Origin of the sequence: Methylobacterium sp. Leaf466 (assembly GCF_001425565.1) — a bacterium.
Classification (GTDB): Bacteria; Pseudomonadota; Alphaproteobacteria; order Rhizobiales; family Beijerinckiaceae; genus Methylobacterium.
The window spans coordinates 161,572-185,043 of record NZ_LMRC01000002.1; the positions used below are offsets into that span (position 1 = coordinate 161,572).

At 70.6% G+C, this 23,472-nt stretch carries 24 protein-coding genes and 1 pseudogene; 19 read left to right on the plus strand and 6 right to left on the minus strand.

Going from position 1 to position 23,472, the window contains the following annotated elements:
• Positions 1–14 precede the first annotated feature (14 nt).
• The 4 genes from ureC to ASG59_RS02855 are packed head-to-tail and all read right to left on the minus strand — an operon-like array spanning position 15 to position 3,133.
• Entirely contained in the window at positions 15–1,742 is a 1,728-nt protein-coding gene (gene ureC, locus ASG59_RS02840; RefSeq protein ID WP_055888897.1) for an urease subunit alpha, read from the minus strand.
• Positions 1,743–1,758: 16 nt separating this feature from the next.
• Positions 1,759–2,175, minus strand: a complete 417-nt coding sequence (locus ASG59_RS02845) for a type II toxin-antitoxin system VapC family toxin (protein ID WP_055888900.1) — start codon at positions 2,173–2,175, stop codon at positions 1,759–1,761.
• Positions 2,172–2,462: an AbrB/MazE/SpoVT family DNA-binding domain-containing protein gene (locus tag ASG59_RS02850; RefSeq protein ID WP_055888902.1), complete on the minus strand. Its 291-nt coding sequence runs from the start codon at positions 2,460–2,462 to the stop codon at positions 2,172–2,174. Before ASG59_RS02850 ends, ASG59_RS02845 begins: the two co-directional genes overlap by 4 nt.
• A 50-nt stretch (positions 2,463–2,512) precedes the next feature.
• Positions 2,513–3,133 carry an urease subunit gamma gene (locus ASG59_RS02855; protein WP_082494637.1) on the minus strand — a complete coding sequence of 207 codons (621 nt, stop codon included), beginning with the start codon at positions 3,131–3,133 and terminating at the stop codon, positions 2,513–2,515.
• A 222-nt stretch (positions 3,134–3,355) separates the two neighbouring features.
• On the opposite strand from ASG59_RS02855, the gene puuE reads away from it, so the two are divergent.
• The 14 genes from puuE (at position 3,356) to ASG59_RS02925 (ending at position 17,638) form a co-directional block, all read left to right on the plus strand.
• Positions 3,356–4,258: an allantoinase PuuE gene (gene puuE, locus ASG59_RS02860; protein WP_056406885.1), complete on the plus strand. Its 903-nt coding sequence runs from the start codon at positions 3,356–3,358 to the stop codon at positions 4,256–4,258.
• A 60-nt stretch (positions 4,259–4,318) separates the two neighbouring features.
• Positions 4,319–5,953 (plus strand): aromatic amino acid ammonia-lyase, encoded by a 1,635-nt coding sequence (locus ASG59_RS02865; protein WP_056406887.1) that lies wholly within the window; start codon positions 4,319–4,321, stop codon positions 5,951–5,953.
• Between the two features lie 176 nt (positions 5,954–6,129).
• A complete protein-coding gene (locus ASG59_RS02870) occupies positions 6,130–7,932 on the plus strand; it encodes a sensor histidine kinase (protein ID WP_056406889.1) in 1,803 nt (600 codons plus the stop codon).
• A 160-nt stretch (positions 7,933–8,092) separates the two neighbouring features.
• On the plus strand, positions 8,093–8,722 hold the full coding sequence (gene rutR, locus ASG59_RS02875; RefSeq protein ID WP_056286139.1) for an HTH-type transcriptional regulator RutR: 630 nt from the start codon (positions 8,093–8,095) through the stop codon (positions 8,720–8,722).
• 336 nt (positions 8,723–9,058) lie between these two features.
• Positions 9,059–10,255: a hypothetical protein gene (locus ASG59_RS02880; protein ID WP_056406891.1), complete on the plus strand. Its 1,197-nt coding sequence runs from the start codon at positions 9,059–9,061 to the stop codon at positions 10,253–10,255.
• Positions 10,256–10,549: 294 nt separating this feature from the next.
• Positions 10,550–11,650, plus strand: a complete 1,101-nt coding sequence (rutA, locus tag ASG59_RS02885) for a pyrimidine utilization protein A (protein ID WP_056406893.1) — start codon at positions 10,550–10,552, stop codon at positions 11,648–11,650.
• Positions 11,650–12,372 (plus strand): pyrimidine utilization protein B, encoded by a 723-nt coding sequence (rutB, locus tag ASG59_RS02890; RefSeq protein WP_055888914.1) that lies wholly within the window; start codon positions 11,650–11,652, stop codon positions 12,370–12,372. Before rutA ends, rutB begins: the two co-directional genes overlap by 1 nt.
• A 48-nt stretch (positions 12,373–12,420) precedes the next feature.
• Positions 12,421–12,810 (plus strand): pyrimidine utilization protein C, encoded by a 390-nt coding sequence (gene rutC, locus ASG59_RS02895; RefSeq protein ID WP_055888916.1) that lies wholly within the window; start codon positions 12,421–12,423, stop codon positions 12,808–12,810.
• A gap of 15 nt (positions 12,811–12,825) precedes the next feature.
• A complete protein-coding gene (rutD, locus tag ASG59_RS02900; RefSeq protein ID WP_056406895.1) occupies positions 12,826–13,608 on the plus strand; it encodes a pyrimidine utilization protein D in 783 nt (260 codons plus the stop codon).
• Between the two features lie 14 nt (positions 13,609–13,622).
• A complete protein-coding gene (locus ASG59_RS02905) occupies positions 13,623–14,171 on the plus strand; it encodes a flavin reductase (RefSeq protein ID WP_056406897.1) in 549 nt (182 codons plus the stop codon).
• Positions 14,172–14,250: 79 nt separating this feature from the next.
• On the plus strand, positions 14,251–15,555 hold the full coding sequence (gene serS, locus ASG59_RS02910; protein ID WP_056406899.1) for a serine--tRNA ligase: 1,305 nt from the start codon (positions 14,251–14,253) through the stop codon (positions 15,553–15,555).
• Entirely contained in the window at positions 15,555–16,319 is a 765-nt protein-coding gene (surE, locus tag ASG59_RS02915) for a 5'/3'-nucleotidase SurE (RefSeq protein WP_055888923.1), read from the plus strand. The genes serS and surE overlap by 1 nt, the downstream gene beginning before the upstream one ends.
• 19 nt (positions 16,320–16,338) lie before the next feature.
• The gene (locus ASG59_RS02920; protein ID WP_056286083.1) at positions 16,339–16,992 is read left to right on the plus strand and encodes a methyltransferase domain-containing protein; all 654 of its coding nucleotides are present in this window, start codon (positions 16,339–16,341) and stop codon (positions 16,990–16,992) included.
• A 274-nt stretch (positions 16,993–17,266) separates the two neighbouring features.
• On the plus strand, positions 17,267–17,638 hold the full coding sequence (locus ASG59_RS02925; protein WP_156399088.1) for a hypothetical protein: 372 nt from the start codon (positions 17,267–17,269) through the stop codon (positions 17,636–17,638).
• A 58-nt stretch (positions 17,639–17,696) separates the two neighbouring features.
• Here the strand turns inward: ASG59_RS02925 and ASG59_RS02930 are convergent, their stop codons facing one another.
• Both ASG59_RS02930 and ASG59_RS02935 read right to left on the minus strand, forming a co-directional pair.
• Positions 17,697–18,509 (minus strand): hypothetical protein, encoded by an 813-nt coding sequence (locus ASG59_RS02930; RefSeq protein WP_056406904.1) that lies wholly within the window; start codon positions 18,507–18,509, stop codon positions 17,697–17,699.
• Positions 18,510–18,552: 43 nt separating this feature from the next.
• Positions 18,553–19,959: a dihydroorotase gene (locus ASG59_RS02935; RefSeq protein ID WP_244475609.1), complete on the minus strand. Its 1,407-nt coding sequence runs from the start codon at positions 19,957–19,959 to the stop codon at positions 18,553–18,555.
• An 88-nt stretch (positions 19,960–20,047) separates the two neighbouring features.
• Between ASG59_RS02935 and ASG59_RS02940 the strand changes: the two genes are divergently transcribed.
• From ASG59_RS02940 to ASG59_RS02960, 5 genes and pseudogenes are all read left to right on the plus strand, one after another.
• Complete coding sequence (locus ASG59_RS02940; protein ID WP_056406907.1) at positions 20,048–20,914, plus strand: folate-binding protein YgfZ; 867 nt, start codon at positions 20,048–20,050, stop codon at positions 20,912–20,914.
• A gap of 130 nt (positions 20,915–21,044) precedes the next feature.
• On the plus strand, positions 21,045–21,659 hold the full coding sequence (locus ASG59_RS02945) for a DNA-3-methyladenine glycosylase I (RefSeq protein WP_056406909.1): 615 nt from the start codon (positions 21,045–21,047) through the stop codon (positions 21,657–21,659).
• Positions 21,656–22,264, plus strand: coding sequence for an HD family hydrolase (locus ASG59_RS02950; protein ID WP_082528597.1), 609 nt, complete (start codon positions 21,656–21,658; stop codon positions 22,262–22,264). Before ASG59_RS02945 ends, ASG59_RS02950 begins: the two co-directional genes overlap by 4 nt.
• A pseudogene (locus ASG59_RS02955) lies at positions 22,261–22,776 on the plus strand (protein tyrosine phosphatase); the annotation flags it as partial. The gene ASG59_RS02950 and the pseudogene ASG59_RS02955, both read left to right, overlap by 4 nt.
• A gap of 152 nt (positions 22,777–22,928) precedes the next feature.
• Entirely contained in the window at positions 22,929–23,216 is a 288-nt protein-coding gene (locus ASG59_RS02960; RefSeq protein WP_055888942.1) for an exodeoxyribonuclease VII small subunit, read from the plus strand.
• Positions 23,217–23,472 lie beyond the last annotated feature (256 nt).

Here is a 23,472-nt window from a genome sequence, read left to right on the forward strand (position 1 = left end):
GCTCCCATCCTACCTCAGAACAGAAAATACCGCTGCGCCATCGGCAGCACCTCGGCGGGCTCGCAGACCAGCAGTTCGCCGTCGGCGCGGACGTCGTAGGTCTCCGCGTCGATCTCGATGGTCGGGGTGGCGTCGTTGAGGATCATGCTCTTCTTCGATATGCCGCCGCGCACGTTCTCCACGGCGACGAACCGCTTCTGGCATCCGAGCCGGTCGCGCAGCCCGTCGTCCATCGCCGCCTTCGAGACGAAGGTGAGGGCGGTGGACCACGGCGAGCGGCCGATGGCCCCGAACATCGGGCGGTAGTGCACGGGCTGGGGCGTGGGGATCGAGGCGTTGGGGTCGCCCATCGGCGCGGTGGCGATCATGCCGCCCTTGATCACGAGGTCGGGCTTCACGCCGAAGAAGGCGGGCGTCCACAGCACGAGGTCGGCGAGCTTGCCCGCCTCCACCGAGCCGACATGGGCCGAGACGCCGTGCGCGATGGCCGGGTTGATCGTGTATTTGGCGATGTAGCGGCGTGCCCGCAGGTTGTCGTTGCCGCTCGTGTCGCCGGGCAGGGCGCCGCGCTGGCGCTTCATCTTGTCGGCCGTCTGCCAGGTGCGGATGACCACCTCGCCGACCCGGCCCATGGCCTGGCTGTCCGACGACATCATCGAGAGCGCGCCGATGTCGTGCAGGATGTCCTCGGCCGCGATGGTCTCCTTGCGGATGCGGCTCTCGGCGAAGGCGAGATCCTCGGGGATCGACGGGTCGAGGTGGTGGCAGACCATGAGCATGTCGAGATGCTCGTCGATGGTGTTCTTCGTATAGGGCCGCGTCGGATTGGTGGACGAGGGCAGCACGTTGGCGAGCCCGGCCACCTTCATGATGTCGGGGGCATGCCCGCCGCCCGCACCCTCGGTGTGGAAGGCATGGATGGTGCGCCCGGCGAACGCCCGGATCGTGTCCTCGACGAACCCCGATTCGTTGAGCGTGTCGGAGTGGATCATCACCTGCACGTCGTGCAGGTCGGCCACCGTGAGGCAGGTGTCGATCGCCTGGGGCGTGGTGCCCCAATCCTCGTGGAGCTTGAGGGCGCAGGCGCCCGCGCGCACCATCTCGACGAGGCTCTCCGGGCGCGAGGCGTTGCCCTTGCCGGCGAACGCCAGGTTCATCGGAAACGAATCCGCCGCCTCGATCATCCGGGCGAGGTGCCACGGGCCCGGCGTGCAGGTGGTGGCGAAGGTGCCGTGCGCCGGGCCGGTGCCGCCGCCGAGCATCGTGGTGACGCCCGAGCACAACGCCTCCTCGATCTGCTGCGGGCAGATGTAGTGGATGTGGCTGTCGAACCCGCCCGCCGTGAGGATTTTTCCTTCCCCCGCGATGACTTCCGTCCCCGGTCCGACGACGATGTCGACGCCGGGCTGGATGTCCGGGTTGCCGGCCTTGCCGAGCCTGACGATGCGGCCCTTCACGATGCCGACGTCGCATTTCACCACGCCCCAATGGTCCAGCACCACCGCGTTGGTGATGACGGTGTCGACAGCCCCGTCGGCGTTCGTCACCTGGGACTGCCCCATGCCATCGCGAATCACCTTGCCGCCGCCGAACTTCACCTCCTCGCCGTAGGTGGTGTGGTCGCGCTCCACCTCGATGACGAGGCAGGTGTCGGCGAGCCGGATGCGGTCGCCGGTGGTGGGCCCGAACATGTCGGCATAGGCGGCGCGGGGGAGGGAGGCGGGGCGGGGGGTGTTCGACATAGGGGCTTCCAGCGGATCAGGATGTCGGACCGAGCCGCGTGAAATCCGCGGCCTGGACGGCTTTCCGGTCGAACGTCAGCGTCGTGTCGCATCCTCCGTGCCGGTTGATCGCACCGATCAGGTGATCGCTGAAGCCACCACCGCCCGCCGCGAAGCGCGCGATGGCGTCGGCCGCCGCGTCGCGCCGTTCGATCTCGACATTCGAAGCCTCGATCAACCGCCGCAACAGATCGACGAGCACGGATTTGCGCTGCTGCAACGGCTTGTTCAGGACCCAGACCACCTCGGCCAGTACCACCGTGTTGACGAAGAAGCGCTCATTCGGATCCGACAGGATGCGCGTGGCGTCGGCGACCTGCTCGGGATTGTCCACGGGCCAGACGGTCTCATCGACCAGCCAGCGCAGCAGCACGTTGGTATCGAGGCCGATCATCGGTCCTTGGCGCTTTCGTCCTCGCCGGAGGAATCGCCGCCACCCCAACGGGCTGCACGGCTCTCCTCGATCCAACGCGTGATCTGGTCGGTCGTAACCGCCCCGGAGCCGCCGCGGACGATGCCACGCAGGTCCGCGAACGTGGCGACCTGGGCTTCGAGCCGATATCCGCCGGCATCCTCCACGAAGACGAGCGTATCGCCCGGCTTGAGATGCATGGCAGTGCGCAGGCGTGCAGGAACGGTAATCTGCCCCTTCGACGTCACCTTGGCCTCGAACCGTCCCATCGCAGCGACTCCTTACCGTTGCAGCAAAATGTAAGGACCACCGCCCGGAGTCAAAGCTTCCCCATCACATCCCCCCGGAACCCGTACACCTCCCGCGCGCCGAGCAGCGGCACCAGCGACACCTCCCGCGTGGCGCCGGGCTCGAACCGCACGGCGGTGCCCGGCGCGATGTCGAGGCGCTGGCCACGGGCCTTGTCGCGGTCGAAGGTCAGGCCGGCGTTGACCTCGTAGAAATGGTAGTGCGAGCCGACCTGGATCGGCCGGTCGCCGACGTTGGCCACCGCGATCACGGTGCGCGGAGCGCCGTCGTTGAAGACGATGTCGCCCGGCTGCGTCGTCACCGTGCCCGGCACGTCGGCCGAGGCCGCCCCGCGGATCGGGTGGTGGACGGTCACGAGCTTGGTGCCGTCGGGGAACGTCGCCTCCACCTGGATGTCGTGGATCATCTCGGCGATCCCCTCCATCACCTGGTCGGCGGTGAGCACATGGGCGCCGGCCTGCATCAGGTCGGCGACCGAGCGGCCGTCGCGGGCGCCCTCGACCACGGCGTCGGTGATGAGCGCGATCGCCTCCGGGTAGTTGAGCTTGACGCCCCGGGCGAGCCGGTTGCGGGCGACCTGGGCGGCCATGGCGACGAGGAGCTTGTCTTTTTCACGCGGGGTCAGGAGCACGGAGCGAACCTCGGGTGCTGGGCACGATGGGCGGGCGATGCAGGCAAGGACCGTGCACGGGTCCGGTCACTTCATGGAACCAGTCGCGCGGCCGCTGCGCAAGGCCGGTCCGGACCTTGCGCAGCCCGGCCGCGATTTGCCAGAAGTCCGACGGATCGGGCACGGATCGGGCATGGCACGGACGGCGCTCGCCCATTCCCCACACCCCCTACGGCAGGCCCCGTGACCTATCCCCGCGACCTCGTCGGCTACGGCCGCAATCCGCCCCATCCGCGCTGGCCGAACGGCGCCCGGATCGCGGTGCAGTTCGTCCTCAACTACGAGGAGGGGGCTGAGAACTGCATCCTGCACGGGGACCCGGCCTCGGAGGCGTTCCTGTCCGAGCTGGTCGGCGCGCAGCCCTGGCCGGGCCAGCGCCACATGAGCATGGAATCGCTGTTCGAATACGGCTCGCGCGCCGGGTTCTGGCGGCTGTGGCGGCTGTTCCAATCGCGAAAAATCCCCGTCACCGTGTTCGCGGTGGCCGCGGCGCTCGCCCGCCATCCCGACGTCGCCGCGGCGATGCGGGAGGCGGAATGGGAGATCGCCTGCCACGGCCTCAAGTGGATCGATTATCGCGATTTCACCCGCGCCGAGGAGAAGGCGCACATGGAGGAGGCGATCCGCATCCACACCGCACTCACGGGGGAGCGCCCGCGCGGCTGGTACACCGGGCGCTCCTCGCCCCACACCCTCGACCTCGGGATCGAGGCCGGGATGACGTATCTGGCCGATTCCTACGCCGACGACCTGCCGTACTGGATCGAGGAGCCGAGCGGGCGCGGCCTCGTGGTGCCCTACACGCTGGACGCCAACGACATGAAATGCGCGGCGATCCAGGGCTTCAACACCGGCGAGCACGTCTTCACCTACCTGCGCGACACCTTCGACGTGCTCTACGCCGAGGGCGAGACCGCCCCGAAGATGATGTCGGTGGGCCTGCATTGCCGCCTGATCGGCCGTCCGGGCCGGATCGGCGCGCTCATCCGCTTCCTCGACCACGTCGCCGCCCACCGGGACGTGTGGGTCGCCCGGCGCATCGACATCGCCGAGCATTGGATCGCGCATCATCCGCCGGGCGGATAGACGCCGGCCTCCGGCCCGATTCCTGCTCGCCCACGGCACGCTTCCCCTCGGAGAGACACGATGACGACACTCACCATCGACGGCCGCACGGTCCAGCCCGCGGACGTCCTGGCCGTGGTGCGTCCCGATGCGAACGGCGCCCGCGCCGAGGTCGCGCTCGAGGCCGGCGCCCGCGAGCGGCTGACCGCCGCGCGGGACTACATCGACGCGAACTTCATGACCGACGATGCGCCGCTGATGTATTCGTTCAACACCGGCGTGGGCCTGTTCAAGGACCAGCGGGTGCGCATGGCCGACATGCAGGAGTACCAGCGCCGCACGGTCTATGCGCATGCCACCGGGGTCGGCGAGCCGTTCGACCCGGAGGTGGTGCGCGCCACCATGCTGTTGCGCGCCAACGCCTTCGCCTCGAACTATTCGGGGCCCCGCGTGGCCGTGGTCGAGCGCCTGCTCGCCTGCCTCAATGCCGGCCTCGTGCCGGTGATCCCGCAGAAGGGGTCGGTGGGCGCCTCGGGCGACCTCGCCCCGCTCGCCCATCTGGCGGGCGCGATCTGCGGTTTTTCCGAAGCCGAGATGATGGTCGACGGGCGCCGGATGCCGGCGCGGGAGGCGCTGGCGCAGGCCGGGCTCGCACCGGAGTTTCCCCTGGAGGCCAAGGACGCCTCGGCGCTCATCAACGGCTCCACCGTCTCCCTGGCGCTCGGCGTGCTGGCGCTGGAAGACGCCAAGGCGCTCCTCAAGCACGCCGACATCGCCCTGTCCCTGAGTCTCGAATGCATGCGCTGCGAGACCAAGGCGTTCGATCCGCGCCTGCACGCCGCCCGCCCCCACCAGGGCCAGGCCGCCACCGCCCGCAACGTGCTGCGCCTGCTGGAGGGTTCGCTGCGCTGCACGGAATCGGCCCGGCACACGATCTTCCCCGACGAGGCGCGCGCCCCCGGCACCGCCCCGGCCCCGCGGGTGCAGGACGTCTATTCCCTGCGCTGCGCCCCCCAGGTCCACGGCCCGGTGCGCGAGGCCCTGGCCTACATCGGCGGCATCATCGGCACCGAGATCAACTCGGCCACGGACAACCCGCTGATCTTCGACGACGAACAGGGCGGCTACGCCTGCATCTCGGGCGGGCACTTCCACGGGCAGTACGTCGCCCAGGTGATGGACCTCCTGTCCATCGCGGTCACCGACCTCGGCTCGATCTCCGAGCGGCGCCTGTTCCGGCTCATCGATCCGACGCTGAGCTACGGCCTGCCGCGCAACCTGCTCGCCGGCAAGAAGGGGCTCAACACAGGGTTCGCCACCGTGCAATGCACGCTCTCGGCGCTCGTGATGGAGAACCGCAGCCTGTCGAGCCCCGGCTCGGTGGATTCGATCCCCGGCAAGTCCAACGCCGAGGACCACGTCTCGAACTCGACCTGGTGCGGGCGCAAGGCGCGCACCATCGTCGAGAACGCCGAGCAGATCGTGGCCGGCGAGCTGCTGATGGCGGCCCAGGCCCTGTCGCTCGTGGCCGACGTCGCCAGGGACCACCCCATCGGCAAGGGCACGCAGGCGGCGCTGGCCGCGATCCGCGAGGTCGTCCCGCCGGCCCTCGACGGCGACCGCTGGTACCACACCGAGATGGTGGACGCCCTGGCGCTGCTGCGCTCGGGCGCGGTGGTGAAGGCGGTGGAGGCGGCCATCGGCGACCTCGAATAGGGCGCTTGGCTGGGGTGCTTGGCTGGGGTGCTTGGCTGGGGTGCTTGGCTGGGGTGCTTGGCGCACCCGACTCTTCCGTCGCGGCAACGGTTACGCTAGGAAGCGAATCGACGACTGTCTCCCGATTTCATCCGCCCCCTCACACCGCGGCGCAAGGCCGGAGGAGGACGCCGGTCATGCGTCTCGAACGCCGCCCGATCGGCCCCGGCGACGGCTCTGCCGCCATCGCGGGGTTTCGGGGGACCGCAACGGGCGCCCGGGCGCGCCTTCCCACCCCGTCGCTGCGCCTCGTCCTCGCCCTCGTTCTCGGCGTGCTCGGCCTCGCCTCGACCCTCGTGCTGACGGCGCTGGTCACCCGCGAGGCGAGCGCGCGGTTGCAGGTGGAGATCGCCGCCCAGCTCAAGGAACTGGCCGGGCACATGGCCCGGACCCTCGACGAGGGCATGTTCGAGCGCCAGCGCGACATCGAGGTGGTGGCCGCCAACGGCTCCCTGCGCGATCCCGAGGCGCCCCTCGCCGCCCGGCGGACGATGCTGCAGGTGCTCCAGCGGACCTATCCGCTCTATTCGATCGTGGGCCTGATCGACCCCGAGGGGCGCGTGCTGGCCACGAGCCGCGGCATCCTCGAAGGCGCCGACGTGTCCCGGCGCGACTATTTCCTACGCGGGCGCGAGGGCGTGTTCATCGGCGACGTCCACGATGCGGCCCTGCTCCGGAAGGCCCTGTCGCGCCCCGCCGACGAGCCGCTGCGCCTCGTGGACATCGCCGCCCCGGTCCACGGCCCCGACGGCGGCCTCGTCGGCGTGGTCGCCGCCCACCTCGACTGGACCTGGGCGCGGGAGGTGGCGGCCTCGTTCACGCGCTCGCTCACCGGCCGGCGCGCAGGGGCGCAGATCCTGGTGGTGTCGCGCGACGGCACCGTCCTGATCGGACCGCCCTCGCTGGAGGGCAAGGCGCCGGGCCCGGCCGTGGCCGCCCTCCTGGCCTCGGCGAAGGAGCATGACGGCAGCGTCGTGACCGACTGGCAGGACGGGGGCACCTACGTCACCGCCGTGGTCGAGACGAAGGGATTTCGCGGCTACCGCGGCCTCGGCTGGAGCGTGGTGGCCCGCCACGAGGTCGACCGGGCGCTCGCCTCCGTCACCGACCTCAGGCGGATGCTCCTGATCTTCGGCAGCCTCGTCGCCCTGGCGGGCGCGGGGCTGGCGTGGCTGGTCGCCGGACGCGTCGCCAGGCCCCTGTCGGACCTCGCCGGCGCGGCGGCGGCACTCGGCCGGGACGAGCCGCTGCCGGCCCTCTCGCCGCCGCTGGTGCGGGAGGGCCGCGCGGTGGCCGACGCCCTGGTGCGCGCCTCGGCCGAGCTGCGCCGGCGGGAGGTGGCGCGCCGGCTCCTGGTCGACGAGCTCAACCACCGGGTCAAGAACACCCTGGCCACCGTCCAATCCCTGGCCCGCCAGAGCCTGAGGGCGGCGACCGGGGAGGCCGCGCAGGAGGGGAGGGCGACCTTCGAGGCGAGGCTGTTCGCCCTCGCCAGCGCCCACGACGTCCTCACCCGCGAGAGCTGGGCCAGCGTCGACCTCGCCGACGTGGTGGCCGCGGTGATCCGGCCCTATCGCGGCGGCCCGGCACCGCGGTTCGCCCTGACCGGCCCGGAGGTGCGCCTGTCGCCGCGCACCGCCCTGGCGCTGAGCATGGCGATCCACGAGCTGTGCACCAACGCCGCGAAATACGGTGCCCTCTCCACCGAGACCGGGACCGTGGGCATCGCCTGGCGGGTGGAGCCGGGCGGCGAGGGGCAGGAGCTGCACCTGACCTGGCGGGAGGAGGGCGGCCCGCCGGTGAGCCTGCCCGACCGGCGCGGCTTCGGCTCGCGCCTCATCGAGCGCGGGCTCGCCGCGGAGCTGCGCGGGGCCACCGAGATCCGCTTCGAACCCACCGGCGTCGTCTGCGCCTTGAGCGCCACCCTCACCCCGGCCTGACCGATGGAGCGGCAGGGCGAGCGGGCAGCGCCCGATTGCCGGTGGTCCGGACAGGGCGCTGCTGCGATAGAGGCCACGCGAGAACGACGACGCGCGAGAACGGGGGCCGCCAGCCGTGCCGACAGGGACTTCCGGATCGACAGGACCTTTCGGGCCACCGATCTCCGGGCCACCTCTGCGCCGCCGCCGCAGGGACGGCGCGGCGCGGCGCGAGGCGATCCTCGACGCGGGGCTCGCGGTGTTCTCCGGCGTCGGCCTGCACGGGGCGAGCGTCGAACAGCTCGCCGAGCGGGCCGGGCTCTCGAAGACCAACCTGCTGTATTACTTCCCCTCCAAGGAGGACCTCTACCTGGCGGTGCTGCGCCGGGTCCTCGAGGTCTGGCTCGATCCGCTCCAGGCCCTCGACGCGGACGGCGAGCCGGCCGACGCCCTGCGCGCCTACATCCGCGCCAAGCTCACGCTCTCGCGCGACGCGCCGCAGGCCTCGCGTCTGTTCTGCCTGGAGATCGTCCAGGGCGCGCCGCTGCTGCGGGCCGAACTCGAAGGCCCCCTGCGCGCCCTCGTCGACGCCAAGGCCGCCGTGCTCTCGGGCTGGATCGCGCAAGGACGCATCGGCGCCCACGACCCCCGCCACCTCATCGTCTCGATCTGGGCGATCACGCAGCATTACGCCGACTTCGCCGTGCAGGTGGACGCCATCACCGGCCGCGGCCTCGACGACCCGGCGTTCTTCGAGGGGGTCGTCGCCAGCACGCAGGCCCTGATCCTTGGCGGCCTCGGCCTGCGGTAGGGCAGGCGTCGACCGGGCGGGCCGCTGAGCTCACACGATGTCTGGGTCTGGCGCAGGTTCCCTCTCCTAGAAGGAGAGGGACAGGGTGAGGTGCGTGACCTCTTCGGAGAAGGCATTCCCCTCACCCCTTCCCTCTCCCAATGGGAGAGGGGGCACCGACGCGACCGTGCCGACCGAGGCGATCCATCCGGCAGCATTGTCCCGTGACGGTGCACACCATCGGCCCGGAAACATCTCTTCGCTTCAGGATTGAAAAACGTTTCACAGTGCACGTTTTGCCGTGACTAACGCCCTCGAAGGTGCCCGGAGACGATGCGTTCCAGATCGTACGTTCTCATGGCGGGGCTCGCGTCGCTCGTCGCCCTTGCGGGCATCGCTTTCCGTGGTGGAGCCGGCGGGGAGACCCTGAACCCCTTCACTCAGGTCGGACGGTTCAAGACCGAGACGGTCTATTTCCGCCTCGTGGTGGACCTGACCTTCGACAAGGCCCCCGTCACGGTCGATGTCGTGGTGGCCTGCGGCCAGCACAGGACGCAGTCGCGGGCCCATGGCGGCACGAACGAGACGCTGGGGATGTCCGCCTTCGTCTACGCGGTCCGGCTGCCGGGCGACCATGCCGTCAAGGTGCGCACGGTCGGTGTGCCCGGCGCACCCAACCCCTGCTCCGGCGACACCACCGCCAACGGCCGCGTCCCGAAGAACTGGCTCCCGCTGGTCGTCTGGTACGAGCAGGCCGACGAGTTGGCCCATGGTCTCGGCTATGCCGACCAGGACGCCTACGCCAACCCGATCGCACGGCTCGGCTTTCGCGGCGCCAGGGTGGAGACGGCGACCGCGGAGGACTTCGAGCGGTTCCTGCAGACCGGGCCGAAGAACCTCGTGCCGCCGTACCTGTCGCAGGGGATGTGCTGCCAGGGCATTCCTTTCCTGAGTCAGGGCGAGCCGGTGCCGCCCGAATATCTCGCGCGTCCAGAGAAGGCGTGGAGGTTTGCGGGGACTGCCAGATGCCGCGGCGTCCGTCGCGTCAGGTTGTCGGAAAGCCAGCGCGAGACGATACGGGCCCTGTGGCCGAAGGAACGGCCGGACCGCTGGCAGCCGCCCGCCGAGGGCGAGTACGACCTCATGTTGTCGATTTCTCAGAATACGCCTCGGGGGGGGCGGCCGGAGACCTACGATCCCGAGCGTGGATCGTCCGGCCCCTCTTCCGACGACACCGTATTCCCGGTCCTGTCGAACGAAGCCCTGCAGGGCCTGGAACGCGACCCGGGCCGCGCCGAAGCCTATGCCCACCATGCGCTCGTCGACGAAACGCCCTCGCTGCGCGGCTTCGTCTTCTGCGACAGCGAAGCGCCGCCCGCCCTCGTCGAGGCCTTCCTGAAGCGCCCTCCCGATAGCTACGGCAGAGAAGGCCGGCGGACATGCCGCCTCGGTGGCATGGATGTACGTGTCAGGAGCGGAGGATGCACTGAGTCCTGGATCGTCTTCGAGCGCGACGAGTACGCTTTCTTTCATTATTATTCATCCGGAGCTTGAGATCGGACGCCCGCCGGCACCCGAGAGACCCGCCGGCGGCGGTCGGGTCGGCCACCGATCGACCGAACGGACCGGCGCCCGCTCACCCAGCGGGCAGGGACGGTCCAGCCGGGAGGCAGACCGACCGGAGTTTATGCAAACCTCGAAAAACCCCGTCTCGGAGTTTGACCGTTTGGTCCGAATGATCTTGGATCGTCCCATCTGCGGGTGAGGAACGGCCTTGGTGCCGGTCCGATCGGGCCCCGGGCTTGCGTCCGGTCGTGCCGGAAAAGTCGTCCTGTCAGCGAGGTTGCCATGAACGTCGGCGTCTTCATTCCGATCGGAAACAACGGCTGGCTCCTGTCGGAGAACGCGCCGCAGTACAAACCGAGCTTCGAGTTGAACAAGCAGGTGGTGCTCAGGGCCGAGCACTACGGGTTCGACTTCGCCCTCTCGATGATCAAGCTGCGGGGCTTCGGCGGCAAGACCGAGTTCTGGGACCACAACCTCGAATCCTTCACGCTGATGGCGGGGCTGGCCGCCGTCACCAGCCGGATCAAGCTGTTCGCCACCGCCGCGACCCTGTGCATGCCCCCCGCCATCACCGCGCGGATGGCCTCGACCATCGATTCGATCTCGAACGGCCGCTTCGGCCTCAACCTCGTCACCGGCTGGCAGCGGCCGGAATATTCGCAGATGGGCCTGTGGCCCGGGGACGAGTACTTTTCGCGCCGCTACGAGTACCTCTCCGAATACGCCCAGGTGCTGCGCGACCTGTGGGAGACGGGGACTTGCGACCGCAAGGGCGAATTCTTCCAGATGGACGACTGCCGCCTCTCGCCCCGGCCGCAGGCCGACATGAAGATCATCTGCGCCGGGCAATCCTCGGCCGGGATGGCGTTCACGGCCAAGTACGCCGACTACAACTTCTGCTTCGGCAAGGGCGTGAACACCCCCACCGCCTTCGCCCCCACGGTGGAGCGGCTGGAGGCCGCCAAGGCCGAGACCGGCCGCGACGTCTCCTCCTACGTCCTGTTCATGATCATCGGTGACGAGACCGCGGAAGCCGCCCGCGCCACCTGGGAGCACTACAAGGCCGGCGCCGACGAGGAGGCGATCGCCTGGTTGGGGGTGCAGGGGGCGGCCGACACCAAGTCGGGGGCCGACACCAACGTGCGCCAGATGGTCGATCCGACCTCGGCCGTGAACATCAACATGGGCACCCTGGTGGGCTCCTACGCCGAGGTCGCCGCCATGCTCGACGAGATCGCCACGGTGCCCGGCACCGAGGGGGTGCTGCTGGTGTTCGACGACTTCCTCAAAGGCATCGAGGATTTCGGCACCCGCATCCAGCCCCTGATGCAGTCGCGCCGGCACGTCTCCGTGGAGGGTGCGGCCATGGCGAAGGTGGCGTGATGGTCGCCGGCTACCACGACCCGCACGGCCGCCACGGGGCGATCACGCTGCCCGCACGGCCCGAACCGATCGCCTTCGACGCCGCCGCCACCGCCCTCGTCGTGGTCGACATGCAGAACGCCTATGCCACGAAGGGCGGCTATCTCGATCTCGCCGGCTTCGACGTCTCGGCCACCGGGCCGGTGATCGCCGCCGTCGCGCGGGCCGTGGCGGCGGCCCGCGCCGCCGGCATCCGGGTGGTCTGGTTCCAGAACGGCTGGGACCCGGACTACGTCGAGGCCGGCGGGCCGGGCTCGCCGAACTGGCACAAGTCGAACGCCCTCAAGACCATGCGCGCCCGCCCCGAGATGACGGAGCGGCTGCTCGCCAGGGGCACCTGGGACTACGCGCTGGTCGATGCGCTCCGACCGGAGCCCGGCGACATCGTGCTGCCCAAACCCCGCTACAGCGGGTTCTACCACACGGCCCTCGACAGCCTGCTGCGGGCGCGCGGCATCCGCACCCTGGTGTTCACCGGCATCGCCACCAACGTCTGCGTGGAATCGACCGTGCGCGACGGCTTCTTCCTCGAATACTTCGGCATCGTGCTCGCCGACGCCACCCACCAGGCCGGACCCGAGAGCCTACAGGCGGGGGCGCTTTCCAACATCGAGACCTTCTTCGGCTGGGTCTCGGACGTGGCGGCCTTCGAGGCGGCGGTGGGCGCGCCGAGGCCGGCGTAAGGCGCACCTCTCCCTTCCCTGCAGAACTCACGGGAGCACCCCAAAACCATGCCCAAGACCGTGATCGTCCCCCCCGGCACCGGCAAGCCGCTGGCGCCCTACGTCCCCGGCACGCTGGCCGACGGCGTGCTCTACGTCTCGGGCACGCTGCCCCTCGACGCGCACGCCGACGTCGTCCACGTCGGCGACGCCACGGCCCAGACCCGGCACGTCCTCGAGACCATCAAGGGCGTGGTCGAGGCCGCCGGCGGCACCATGGAGGACGTGACCTTCAACCACGTCTTCCTGAAGGACTGGACCGATTACGCCGCCATCAACGCGGTCTACGCCAGCTACTTCCCCGGCGAGAAGCCGGCGCGCTACTGCATCCAATGCGGCCTCGTGAAGCCCGACGCCCTCGTCGAGATCGCGTCCGTCGCCCATGTCGGCAAGTCCTGAGGAAGGGCCCGAGGCATGGCGGCGCCGATCCATCACGAGGTCCACGGGGCCGGCGAGCGCGTGGTGCTGCTGTCGCCGGGGCTCGGCGGCTCGGCGGGCTATTTCGCGCCCCAGATCCCGGCGCTGGCCGAACACGCCCGCGTGGTGGCCTACGAACACCGCGGCACCGGCCGTTCGCCGGACGTGCTGGAGCCCGGCCACGACATCGCCGCCATGGCCCGCGACGCGTTGCGTGTCCTCGACGCCTGCGGCGTCGCCACCTGCGACGTGGTCGGCCATGCGCTGGGCGGCCTGATCGGCCTGCAGATGGCGCTCGTCGCGCCCGAGCGGGTCGGGCGCCTCGTCGTCGTCAACGGCTGGGCCAGGACCGACACGGCGACCAGACGTTGCTTTGCCGCGCGCAAGGCGCTCCTCACCCATGTGGGCGTGGAGGCCTACGTGCGGGCGCAAGCGATCTTCCTCTATCCCGCCCCCTGGCTGTCGCAGAACGCCGAGCGGGTGGCGGCCGACGAGGCCCATGCCCTGGCGCATTTCCCAGGGGCCGCCAACACCCTGGCGCGGATCGCCGCGATCGAGGGGTTCGACCTCTGCGGCCGTCTCGCCGCGATCGCGGCGCCGACCCTGTTGATGGCGGCGCAGGACGACGTGCTGGTGCCCTGGACCTGCTCGCGCGATCTCGCCGCGGGGCTGCCCGAGGCCCGGCTCGAGCTTGCGCCCTCGGGCGGCCACGCCCACAGCGTCACGCAGAGCGAGGCCTTCAACGCCGGCCTGCTCGCCTTCCTGGCCCTGCGCCGCTGACCTCCGAGGCCGCGATGACATCGAATTCCAGCGCCGCATCGGTCGAGGCCGCGCCCTATCGCGATGCGATGGCGCTCCTCGCCAGTGCCGTCCACCTCGTGACGACGGACGGGCCGGGCGGGCGGGCCGGCTTCACCGCCACCGCCGTGTGCAGCGTCAGCGACGCGCCGCCGACCCTGCTGGTCTGCCTCAACCGCGCCTCCTCGGCCTACGCGGCCTTCAGCGGCAACGACGTGCTGTGCGTCAACACGCTGAGCGCCGAACAGGCGGCGGTGTCGGGCGCCTTCGGCGGCAGGACGCCCATGGACGACCGCTTCGCGGCCGCCGCCTGGGGCCGCCTCGCCACCGGCGCCCCGGTGCTGGCGGGCGCGCTCACCGCCTTCGACTGCCGCATCGTCGGCCGCACCCGCGTCGCCAGCCACGACGTGCTGATCTGCGCCGTCGTCGCCCTGGCCGACCCCGGCGGCGGGGAGGGGCTGGTCTATGCCGGCCGCGGCTACCATGCGGTGCCGCGGCTCCCGGAGCCGTCCGAGACGCCGGCGCCGCTGCGGCGACTGGGATGAAGCGCGGGGATCCCCTCGCCCTTGTCGCGCCTGGGCCGATGCTGCAAAGCGGTCCGGCCTCACGCGAACCGAGCCGCCCATGCACGACATCCGCGCCATCCGCGAGAACCCGGACGCCTTCGACGGCGCGCTCAGGCGGCGCGGTCTCGCGCCCCTCGCGGCCGAACTGATCGCGCTCGACGACGCGCGCAAGGGCGCGGTCTCGGCGGCGCAGGCCAATCAGGAGCGGCGCAACGCGCTCTCCAAGGAGGTCGGCGCGGCCAAGAAGGCCAAGGACGAGGCGCGGGCGGCCGAACTGATGGCCGAGGTGGCCCGCTTGAAGGACGAGGCGCCCAGCCTGGAGACGGCGCAGGCCGAGGCGGGCCGGGTGCTCGACGACAAACTCGCCGCGATCCCCAACAGCCCCAAGCCCGAGGTGCCCGAGGGCGCCGACGAGCACGGCAACGTCGCATACCGGACCTTCGAGGCCAACCGCCCGCATCTGGCCACCGGCCAACAGCACTTCGAGCTCGGCGAAGCCTCGGGCCTGATGGACTTCGAGGCGGCCTCGCGGATGTCGGGGGCGCGCTTCGTGGTGCTGAAAGGCCAGCTCGCCCGGCTGGAGCGGGCGCTCGGCCAGTTCATGCTCGACCTGCACACGGGCGAGCACGGCTACACCGAGGTGGCGCCGCCGATCCTGGTGCGCGACGAGGCGATGTTCGGCACGGCGCAGCTGCCGAAGTTTCGGGACGATCAGTTTCGAGCGGGCGACGCGTTTTGGCTCATCCCCACCGCCGAAGTCCCCCTCACCAACCTCGTGCGCGAATCCATCCTGACGGAAGACGAGCTCCCGCTCCGCTTCACCGCGCTCACCCCGTGCTTTCGCGCCGAGGCCGGGTCGGCGGGGCGCGACACCCGCGGCATGCTGCGCCAGCACCAGTTCAACAAGGTCGAGCTCGTCTCGATCACCACGCCCGACCAGTCGGCCCAGGAACACGAGCGCATGCTCGGCTCGGCCGAAGCCGTGCTGAAGAAGCTCGACCTGCCGTTCCGGGTGATGACGCTGTGCACCGGCGACATGGGCTTCGCATCCCAGAAAACCTACGACATCGAGGTCTGGATGCCGGGGCAGGGGACCTTTCGCGAGATCTCGTCCTGCTCGGTCTGCGGCGAATTCCAGGCGCGACGGATGAACGCGCGCTACCGCCCCAAGGAGGGCAAGGGCGCCGCCTTCGTCCATACCCTCAACGGGTCGGGCGTGGCGGTGGGCCGTGCCCTCATCGCGGTGATGGAGAACTACCAGAACCCGGACGGCAGCGTCACGGTGCCGTCGGTGCTCAATCCCTATATGGGCGGCATCGAGCGAATCGCAGGATCCGAGCGAACCGAAGGACACAAGGCCTGATGCGAATCCTGGTCACCAACGACGACGGCATCCACGCCCCCGGGCTCGCCACCCTGGAGGGCATCGCCAAGTCGCTGTCCGACGACGTCTGGGTGGTGGCGCCCGAGAGCGACCAGTCGGGCGTGTCGCACTCGCTGTCGCTCAACGATCCCCTGCGACTGCGCGAGGTCTCCGAGAAGCGCTTCGCCGTGAAAGGCACGCCCTCCGATTGCGTGATCATGGGCGTGCGCCACATCCTGAAGGACCACGGGCCGGACCTGGTGCTGTCGGGCGTCAACCGCGGCCAGAACGTCGCCGAGGACGTGACCTATTCGGGCACCATCGCCGCGGCGATGGAGGGCACCATCCTCAACGTGCGGTCGATCGCGCTGAGCCAGGCCTATGGCGCGGGCGGGCGCGGGGCGATCAAGTGGGGGTGCGCGGCCGCCCACGGCCCGGCCGTGGTCAGGAAGATCCTTGAGACGGGGATCGAGCCCGGCATCGTCGTCAACGTCAACTTCCCCGATTGCGAGCCCGAGGAGGTCCAAGGCGTCGCGGTGGCCGCGCAGGGCTTTCGCAACCAGGCGCTGCTCGCCATCGACGCCCGGCAGGACGGGCGCGGCAACCCGTATTTCTGGCTGGCCTTCAACAAGGCGCGGTTCGAGCCGGGCCACGGCACCGACCTCAAGGCCATCGCCGAGAACCGCATCTCGGTGACGCCGCTGCGCCTCGACCTCACCGACGAGCCGACGCTGACCCGCTTCGCCCTCGCCTTCGAGGACTGACCTGAGCGGCGGCGCGGCCATGGACCACGAGGCCGGCGCCATCGAGGACGCAGCCTTCGTGCTCGCCATGCGCGGGCACGGGGTGCGCGACACCGCCGTGCTGCGGGCGATGGAGCGGGTCCCGCGCGAGCGGTTCGCGCCCGAGCGTCACCGCCACCTCGCCCGCCGCGACATCGCCCTGCCGCTGGCCTGCGGCCAGACCATGACCGCCCCCACGGCGATCGCCGCCATGCTGACGGCCCTGTCGGTGCAGCCCGGGGCGCGGGTGCTGGAGATCGGCACCGGCTCGGGCTACGTCACCGCGCTACTGGTCAACCTCGGCGCCGCCCATGTCCGCAGCATCGAGCGCTATGCCGGCCTCGGCCGGGATGCGCGCGAGCGCCTCGAGGCGGACGGCCTCGACGAGGCGGTGGTGGAGATCGGCGACGGGCTGGCACACCGCCCCGGCGACGGCCCGTTCGACCGCATCCTCGTCAGCGGCACCTGTCCTGCGCTGCCGGCGCATCTGGCCGAATCCCTCGCCCCCGGCGGCCGCCTGGTGACGGCGGTCGGGCGCCCGGAGGCCGGGCGCCTGCTGCGCGTCGAGCGCGGCCCCGACGGCGCCCTCGTCCACCGCGTCGGCACCGGCCTCAGGATCGCCCCGCTCACGCCGGGCCGGGCGGCGATGGTCTAGCCGATCGGTCCGGCGACCGAGGGCCTCAACCGTGAGGTACCGGACCGATGCGGGGAAGCCGCGGACAGCGCGCAGGGTTCCGGACGCCTCCGTCAAGGCCGTGGACGGGAGACCGGAGGCGTTCTCGAGGATCGCGGCCGGGTCAAGGCGACACCTCGAAGTGCTCCGAAGGATACCCGCGAAAACTACGTAGTCCGCCGATGAAGCTTGGCCAAGGGAGCCGCGCTTGGTTAAGTCATGCGCGAACGATTTTTAAGATAAGGAATCGATGATCATGAAATCCATCACTGCCGTTTCTGCCGCGCTGATCGCAGCGGTGTCTTTCATGGGGACGTCGGATGCGGCAAATGCCGGCTGTCGCTCGTGCGGTCCGGTCGCCCCCGTCTACAAGTACAGGACCGTCAACAAGGTCTCGCACATGACGCAGTATCGTGACGTCCGGCGCACGAACTACGTCCACAAGACGCGCCACATCTACAACGTCACCCGCGTCCGCCCGATCGTGCAGGTCCATACGGTGACCCGCGTCCACCACCATTCCGTCCCGGTGATCCACAACGTGAGCGTGTCCAGCGTGCAGCGCCTGCCGACGCAATACGTCCACAGCAACAGCGTCCGGAACGTCTATCACGGCTGCGGCTGCTAGTAGGCGAAACGGCCGGATGCGGCCGCGCACCGCGGCATCCAGCCGGTGACGGGCTCGGTCAATCGCGACTGGCCGTCTTCGGCACGGCCAGGCACGCCTTCGGGCAGACGGGCGCCCGCCCCAGGAGCCGTTCTAGGGCGGCCTGCGGACCCCGCCCGCACAACTTGGCGAGGAACATCCGGTCCTCGGTGCCGAGATCGGGAATCCGGCAGGAGGCCACCATCGTGCGCTCCGCCTGCCCCCAAAGCGCGGAGACGGCGGCCTTGGTGTCCGGACGCCTCAACGCGGCCCAGGCGACCGGGTCGGCCTCGGCCGCTTCGACGTAGAGCGCGACGAAGCTCATCAGCGCGGACAGACCGTCGCGGTGGGACGGCCGGCGGTCGGGCGTGCGCAGGTCGTCGAGGGCCAGCGCCGTGTCGAGGTCGTGGGTGTAGGCGTTCAGTTCGTCGAGCAGGTACCGGAAATCGGTCGCCGAGGTCGCGCCGCCTGCACGCAGGTAGGTGGTCACGAACAGGCCCGGCCGGAATTGCCGCGCGATCCTGGCAGGCGCGAACAGGGCGGTACCTTCGGGCGGGCGCCCGACCGCGCCGCCCCCCACCAGCGGATAGGCATCGCCATCGGCGGTCAGCATGTGCACCGATTCGTGCACGGCCGTCGGCAAGGCGTATTGGGCGTCCTCGCAATCGATCCAGGTGCGAAAGAAGGCCTTGTCCGCGATCGCCCGGAAGACCGAATAGCCGTTCGGCGATGCCGCCTTCAGGACGTCGACGGCCCTGGCGCTGCAATCGCCGGCGACGGCCGGCCCGGCGCCCACCACCGCAGCGACCTGGAGCACGAGCCCGAAGAGGGCTGTTCGCACGGTCTTACGCATGGGCCCGCATCCTCGCGAAAAGCGGATGCTGGCGCCGATAGGGTTAAGGAATGGCTTTGGACCCCGCAGGCCCCTGCGGGGAAAGCCCATCCGCCGAGAAATCCACACTCTCGGGTGCGGCCGCCAGCGTCTCCTCGAACACCACCGCCTCGCCCCGGCCCGGCGCGAGCAGCTCGCCCTGCCACATCACGCAGGCGCCGCGCACCAATGTCCCCACCGGCCAGCCGGTGACGGTGACGCCGTCGTAGGGCGTCCAGCCGCATGTGGAGGCGATCCAGCCGTTGCGGATGGTCTCGCGGCGCTTGAGGTCGACCACCGTCACGTCGCCGTCGTAGCCTACCGCGAGGCGTCCCTTGCGGGCGATGCCGAACAGGCGCTTGGGGCCCGCACTCGTCATGTCGACGAAGCGGGCGAGGGACAGCCGGCCGGCGGCGACGTGGTCGAGCATGACCGGCACCAGGGTCTGCACGCCGGTCATGCCCGAGGGCGACTCGGGGTAGGGCTTGGCCTTTTCCTCCAGGAGATGCGGGGCGTGGTCGGAGCCGAGGATGTCGGCGACCCCTTGCGAGAGCCCGTGCCAGATCCCGTCACGATGGGACGCATCGCGCACCGGCGGGTTCATCTGCACCAGGGTGCCGAGCCGCGCGTAGGCTTCCGTGCCGTCGAGGGTGAGGTGGTGCGGCGTCACCTCGCAGCTCGCCACGTCCTTGTGGTCGGCGAGATAGGCCATCTCCTCCTTGGTGGAGATGTGGAGGATGTGGATGCGCGCCCCCGTCTGCCGCGCGATGCGTACGAGGCGCTGCGTCGCCTTCAGCGCGGCCTCGGGCGAACGCCAGACCGGATGCGAGGACGGATCGCCCGGAACCCGCAGCCCCTTGCGCGCGCGCAACATCGGCTCGTCCTCGGCGTGGAAGGCGGCGCGGCGGCGGGTGCGCCGGAGGATCTCGGTGACGCCGGCATCGTCCTCCACCAGCAGCGCCCCGGTGGAGGAACCCACGAACACCTTGATCCCGGCCGCCCCCGGCAGGCGTTCGAGCGCGGCGACCTCATGCGCGTTCTCGTGGGTGCCGCCGACCCAGAACGCGAAGTCGCAATGCATGCGGTGATGGGCGCGGGCGACCTTGTCGGCGAGCGTGCCGGCGCTGGTGGTGAGCGGGTTGGTGTTGGGCATCTCGAACACCGCCGTCACCCCGCCCATGACGGCGGCGCGCGAGCCCGATTCGAGATCCTCCTTGTGGTCGAGCCCCGGCTCGCGGAAATGCACCTGGGTGTCGATGACCCCCGGCAGCAGGTGCAGGCCGGTGCAGTCGCGCCGCTCGGCGGTCGACGCCGCGGAGAGGTCGCCGATGGCCGCGATGCGCCCGGCCCTCAGGCCGAGATCGGCCCGGTGCTCGCCGTCCTGGTTCACGATGGTGCCGCCGGCCAGGACGAGATCGAAGGGCTGGTCCATCGGTGTCGCTCCGGGTCGGCGTTGAGACGGGGATGGCGGCGGCTTATGTCAGCGATGCGCGGCGCGCAACGCCGCTTCAGGAACCGCCATGCCGATCGCCCTGCTGCCGGACCGTGCCGTCGTCACCCTCACCGGCGAGGATGCGCAGAGCTTCCTCCAAGGCGTGGTCACCTGCAACGTCGAGACCCTCCAACCGGGCGAGGCCCGGCTCGGGGCGCTCCTGAGCCCGCAGGGCAAGATCCTGTTCGACTTCCTGGTCTCGCGCCGGGGCGACGGCTTTGCCCTCGACGCGCCGGCCGAGCGGGCCGGCGACCTCGTCAAGCGCCTCGGCCTCTACAAACTGCGCGCCAAGGTCGCCGTCGCCCTCGACCCGACGCTGGGCGTCGCGGCCGCCTGGGACGGGGCGACGACCGCGGCAGAAGTCACCCGGGCTGGGGTCACCCGGGCTGAGGACGCGCGCCTGCCGGCGCTGGGGGCGCGGCTGTACTTCTCGCAAGGCGCCTTCTCGGCCGATGCCACGGAGGAGGATTACCACGCCCACCGCATCGGCCTCGGCATCCCCGAGGGCGGGCGCGACTTTCTCTACGGCGACGCCTTCCCGCACGAGGCGCTGATGGACCAGATCGGCGGCGTCGACTTCAGGAAGGGCTGCTACGTCGGCCAGGAGGTGGTCTCGCGCATGCAGCACCGGGGCAGCGCCCGCACCCGCGTGGTGCCGGTGGTCTTCGTCTCGGGCGAGGCGCCGGCACCCGGAACCGAGGTCACCGCGGGCCAGAAGACCCTCGGGGTGACCGGCAGCCGGGCCGGGACCCGCGGACTCGCCATGATCCGCCTCGACCGCCTGGCCGACGCCCTGGCGCTGGGCGAGCCGCTGCGGGCGGCCGGCACGGTCCTCGGCGTCGAGAAGCCGGCGTTCGCGACCTTCGCGTTTCCCGAGGTCGGCGTTGCGGGGTAACGGTCCTCCTGAACAATCGAAGCCGGCAAACGCGACTTTCCCTTTGCCGGCCTGCGGGGGAGGGGGTGCGCGCCGGAAAACGATCCGGGCACCGTTGGCCATTCGATCCGGACCCGGCTAAACCGCCACCATGCCCCCCGACGCCACCGGCCTGATCCACCATGCCGACGGCCGCGCCCGCTGCTGGTGGGCCGGTACGGACGCGACCTATGTCGCCTACCACGACACCGAATGGGGCGTGCCCGAGCACGACGGCCGCGCCCTGTACGAGAAACTGATCCTCGACGGGTTCCAGGCCGGCCTGTCCTGGATCACCATCCTGCGCCGGCGCGACGCTTTTCGACGCGCCTTCGCGGGCTTCGACCCGGAGGCCATCGCCCGGTTCGACGAGACGGACGTCGAGCGGCTGATGGGGGACACAGGCATCATCCGCAACCGGGCCAAGATCGTCGGCACCGTCGCGGGCGCCCGGGCCTTCCTCCGGATCGAGGAGAGCGGCCCCGGTTTTTCGCGCTTTCTCTGGGATTTCGTGGAGGGTTCTCCGATCCAGGGTGAAGCGACCAGCCGCACCGAGATCCTGACCGAGACCGAGGTCTCGCGCCGGATGGCCAAAGCGCTCAAGGCCGAAGGCTTCAGCTTCTGCGGGCCGGTCATCGTCCATGCCTTCATGCAGGCGGTGGGGATGGTCAACGACCACCTCGTGGGCTGCCATCGCCACGCCCCGTGCGCGGCCCTCTCCCGATGAGCGCGGCCGCGCCCCGCGCTTGGCAGCGGATGCTGTCGGGTCGCCGCCTCGACCTCCTCGATCCCTCGCCCGCAGACATCGAGATCGCCGACATCGCCCACGGGCTCGCCCGGGTCGCGCGCTGGAACGGCCAGACCCACGGGCCGCACGTGTTCTCGGTGGCCCAGCACGCCCTCCTGGTAGAGGCGATCGGCCGCCACCTCGAGCCCGGGACCACCCCGGCGGACCGCCTCGAACTCCTGCTGCACGATGCCCCGGAATACGTGGTCGGCGACCTGATCTCGCCCTTCAAGGCGGCGATCGGCCAGTCCTACAAGGCGGTGGAGATCCGCCTGCTGGCGGCGATCCGGCTGCGGTTCGGCCTGGCGCCCCCGTCCGCGGCCGTCCGCGCCCTGGTCAAGCGGTCGGACGCCGTCGCGGCCCGCCACGAGGCGACCCGTCTGGCCGGTTTCGACGTGGCGGAGGCCGGGCGCATCTTCGGCGAGGCGTTGCCGCTGCCGGATCCGGTGGCGGCCCTGCTCGACCCCTGGCCGACGGCGCAGGCACAAGCCCACTTCCTGACGCGCTTCGGCGACCTGTGCACCTCCACCGGGACGACACCATGACCGGGACGGCCGCTCTCTACGTCTGCCCCCTGTCGCGGCTCGACGAGACCATCGCGGCCACGGGCGCCCGCGACGTGATCACGCTGGCCACCGTCGGCACCCCGGTGGTGCGGCCGGAGGGGATCGCGCCCGGGCGCCATTGCGTGATCGGCGTCAGCGACATCGCCGTGCCTTTGGAGGGTCACGTCCTTCCCGCCGAGGCGCATGTCCGCGCCCTGCTGGCCGTGGCCGAGGGCTGGGACCGGGTAAGCCCCCTGGTGATCCATTGCTATGCCGGCATCGGCCGCTCGACGGCCGCCGCCTTCGTCGTGGCCTGCGCCCTCGATCCCGGCCGGGACGAGGCGGCCATCGCCGAGACCCTGCGGGCGGCCGCCCCGAGCGCGACCCCGAACCCGCGCCTCGTCGCCGTGGCCGATGCGATGCTCGGGCGCGAGGGTCGGATGGCGGCGGCCATCGCTGCCATCGGACGCGGCGCCGAGGCCTTCGAGGGAACGCCGTTTCGCCTCGATCTGCCGGCTCCGGCGCTTCGTGAACCACGCGACGAGTGTGGCGCAAACGACGCCACGAACGGCGATTTCTCCCCGTCCGACGACCCTGCGTAGCCGGCAGGCTTGCCGGGTGAGGCCGCTCGGGCCTAAACCGGCACCGAGGATGGACCCGAGGAATGACCGCAGCCCGACCCGCCACGGCGTCGCCCCCGCAGACCGGCTCCGTGCCGGCGGTGGAGGCCGACCTGCCCTTCGAATCCGCCATCGCGCAGCTCGAGGACATCGTGCGGCGCCTGGAGAAGGGCGACGTGCCGCTCGACGAATCCGTGGCGATCTATGAGCGCGGCGAGGGCCTCAAGCGCCATTGCGAGGCGTTGTTGCAGCGGGCCGAGGCGCGCATCCAGACCATCACCCACGATCCCGCCGGGCGCGCCACCGGGACCGCGCCCCTCGACGTGGAATGACCCCGCCATGACCGTGGGCAAGAACTCGGCGGGCAAGAGCCCGGTGGGCAAGAACCCGACCGGTAAGAACCCGATTTGTCGAACGGTCGCAGAATGTTGCGGCCGTCTCTTTCCTCCGGACGTGAGGTCCTCTCTGTGTCACGGATAGAAGCCGAACCCTCGATTCTGGACGGTCTTGTCGAGACGTCGTCGCTGCGGGCCCTGCCCGAGGGCGAGTTGCAGGCTGTGGCCGATGCGGTGCGGCGGGAGATGATCG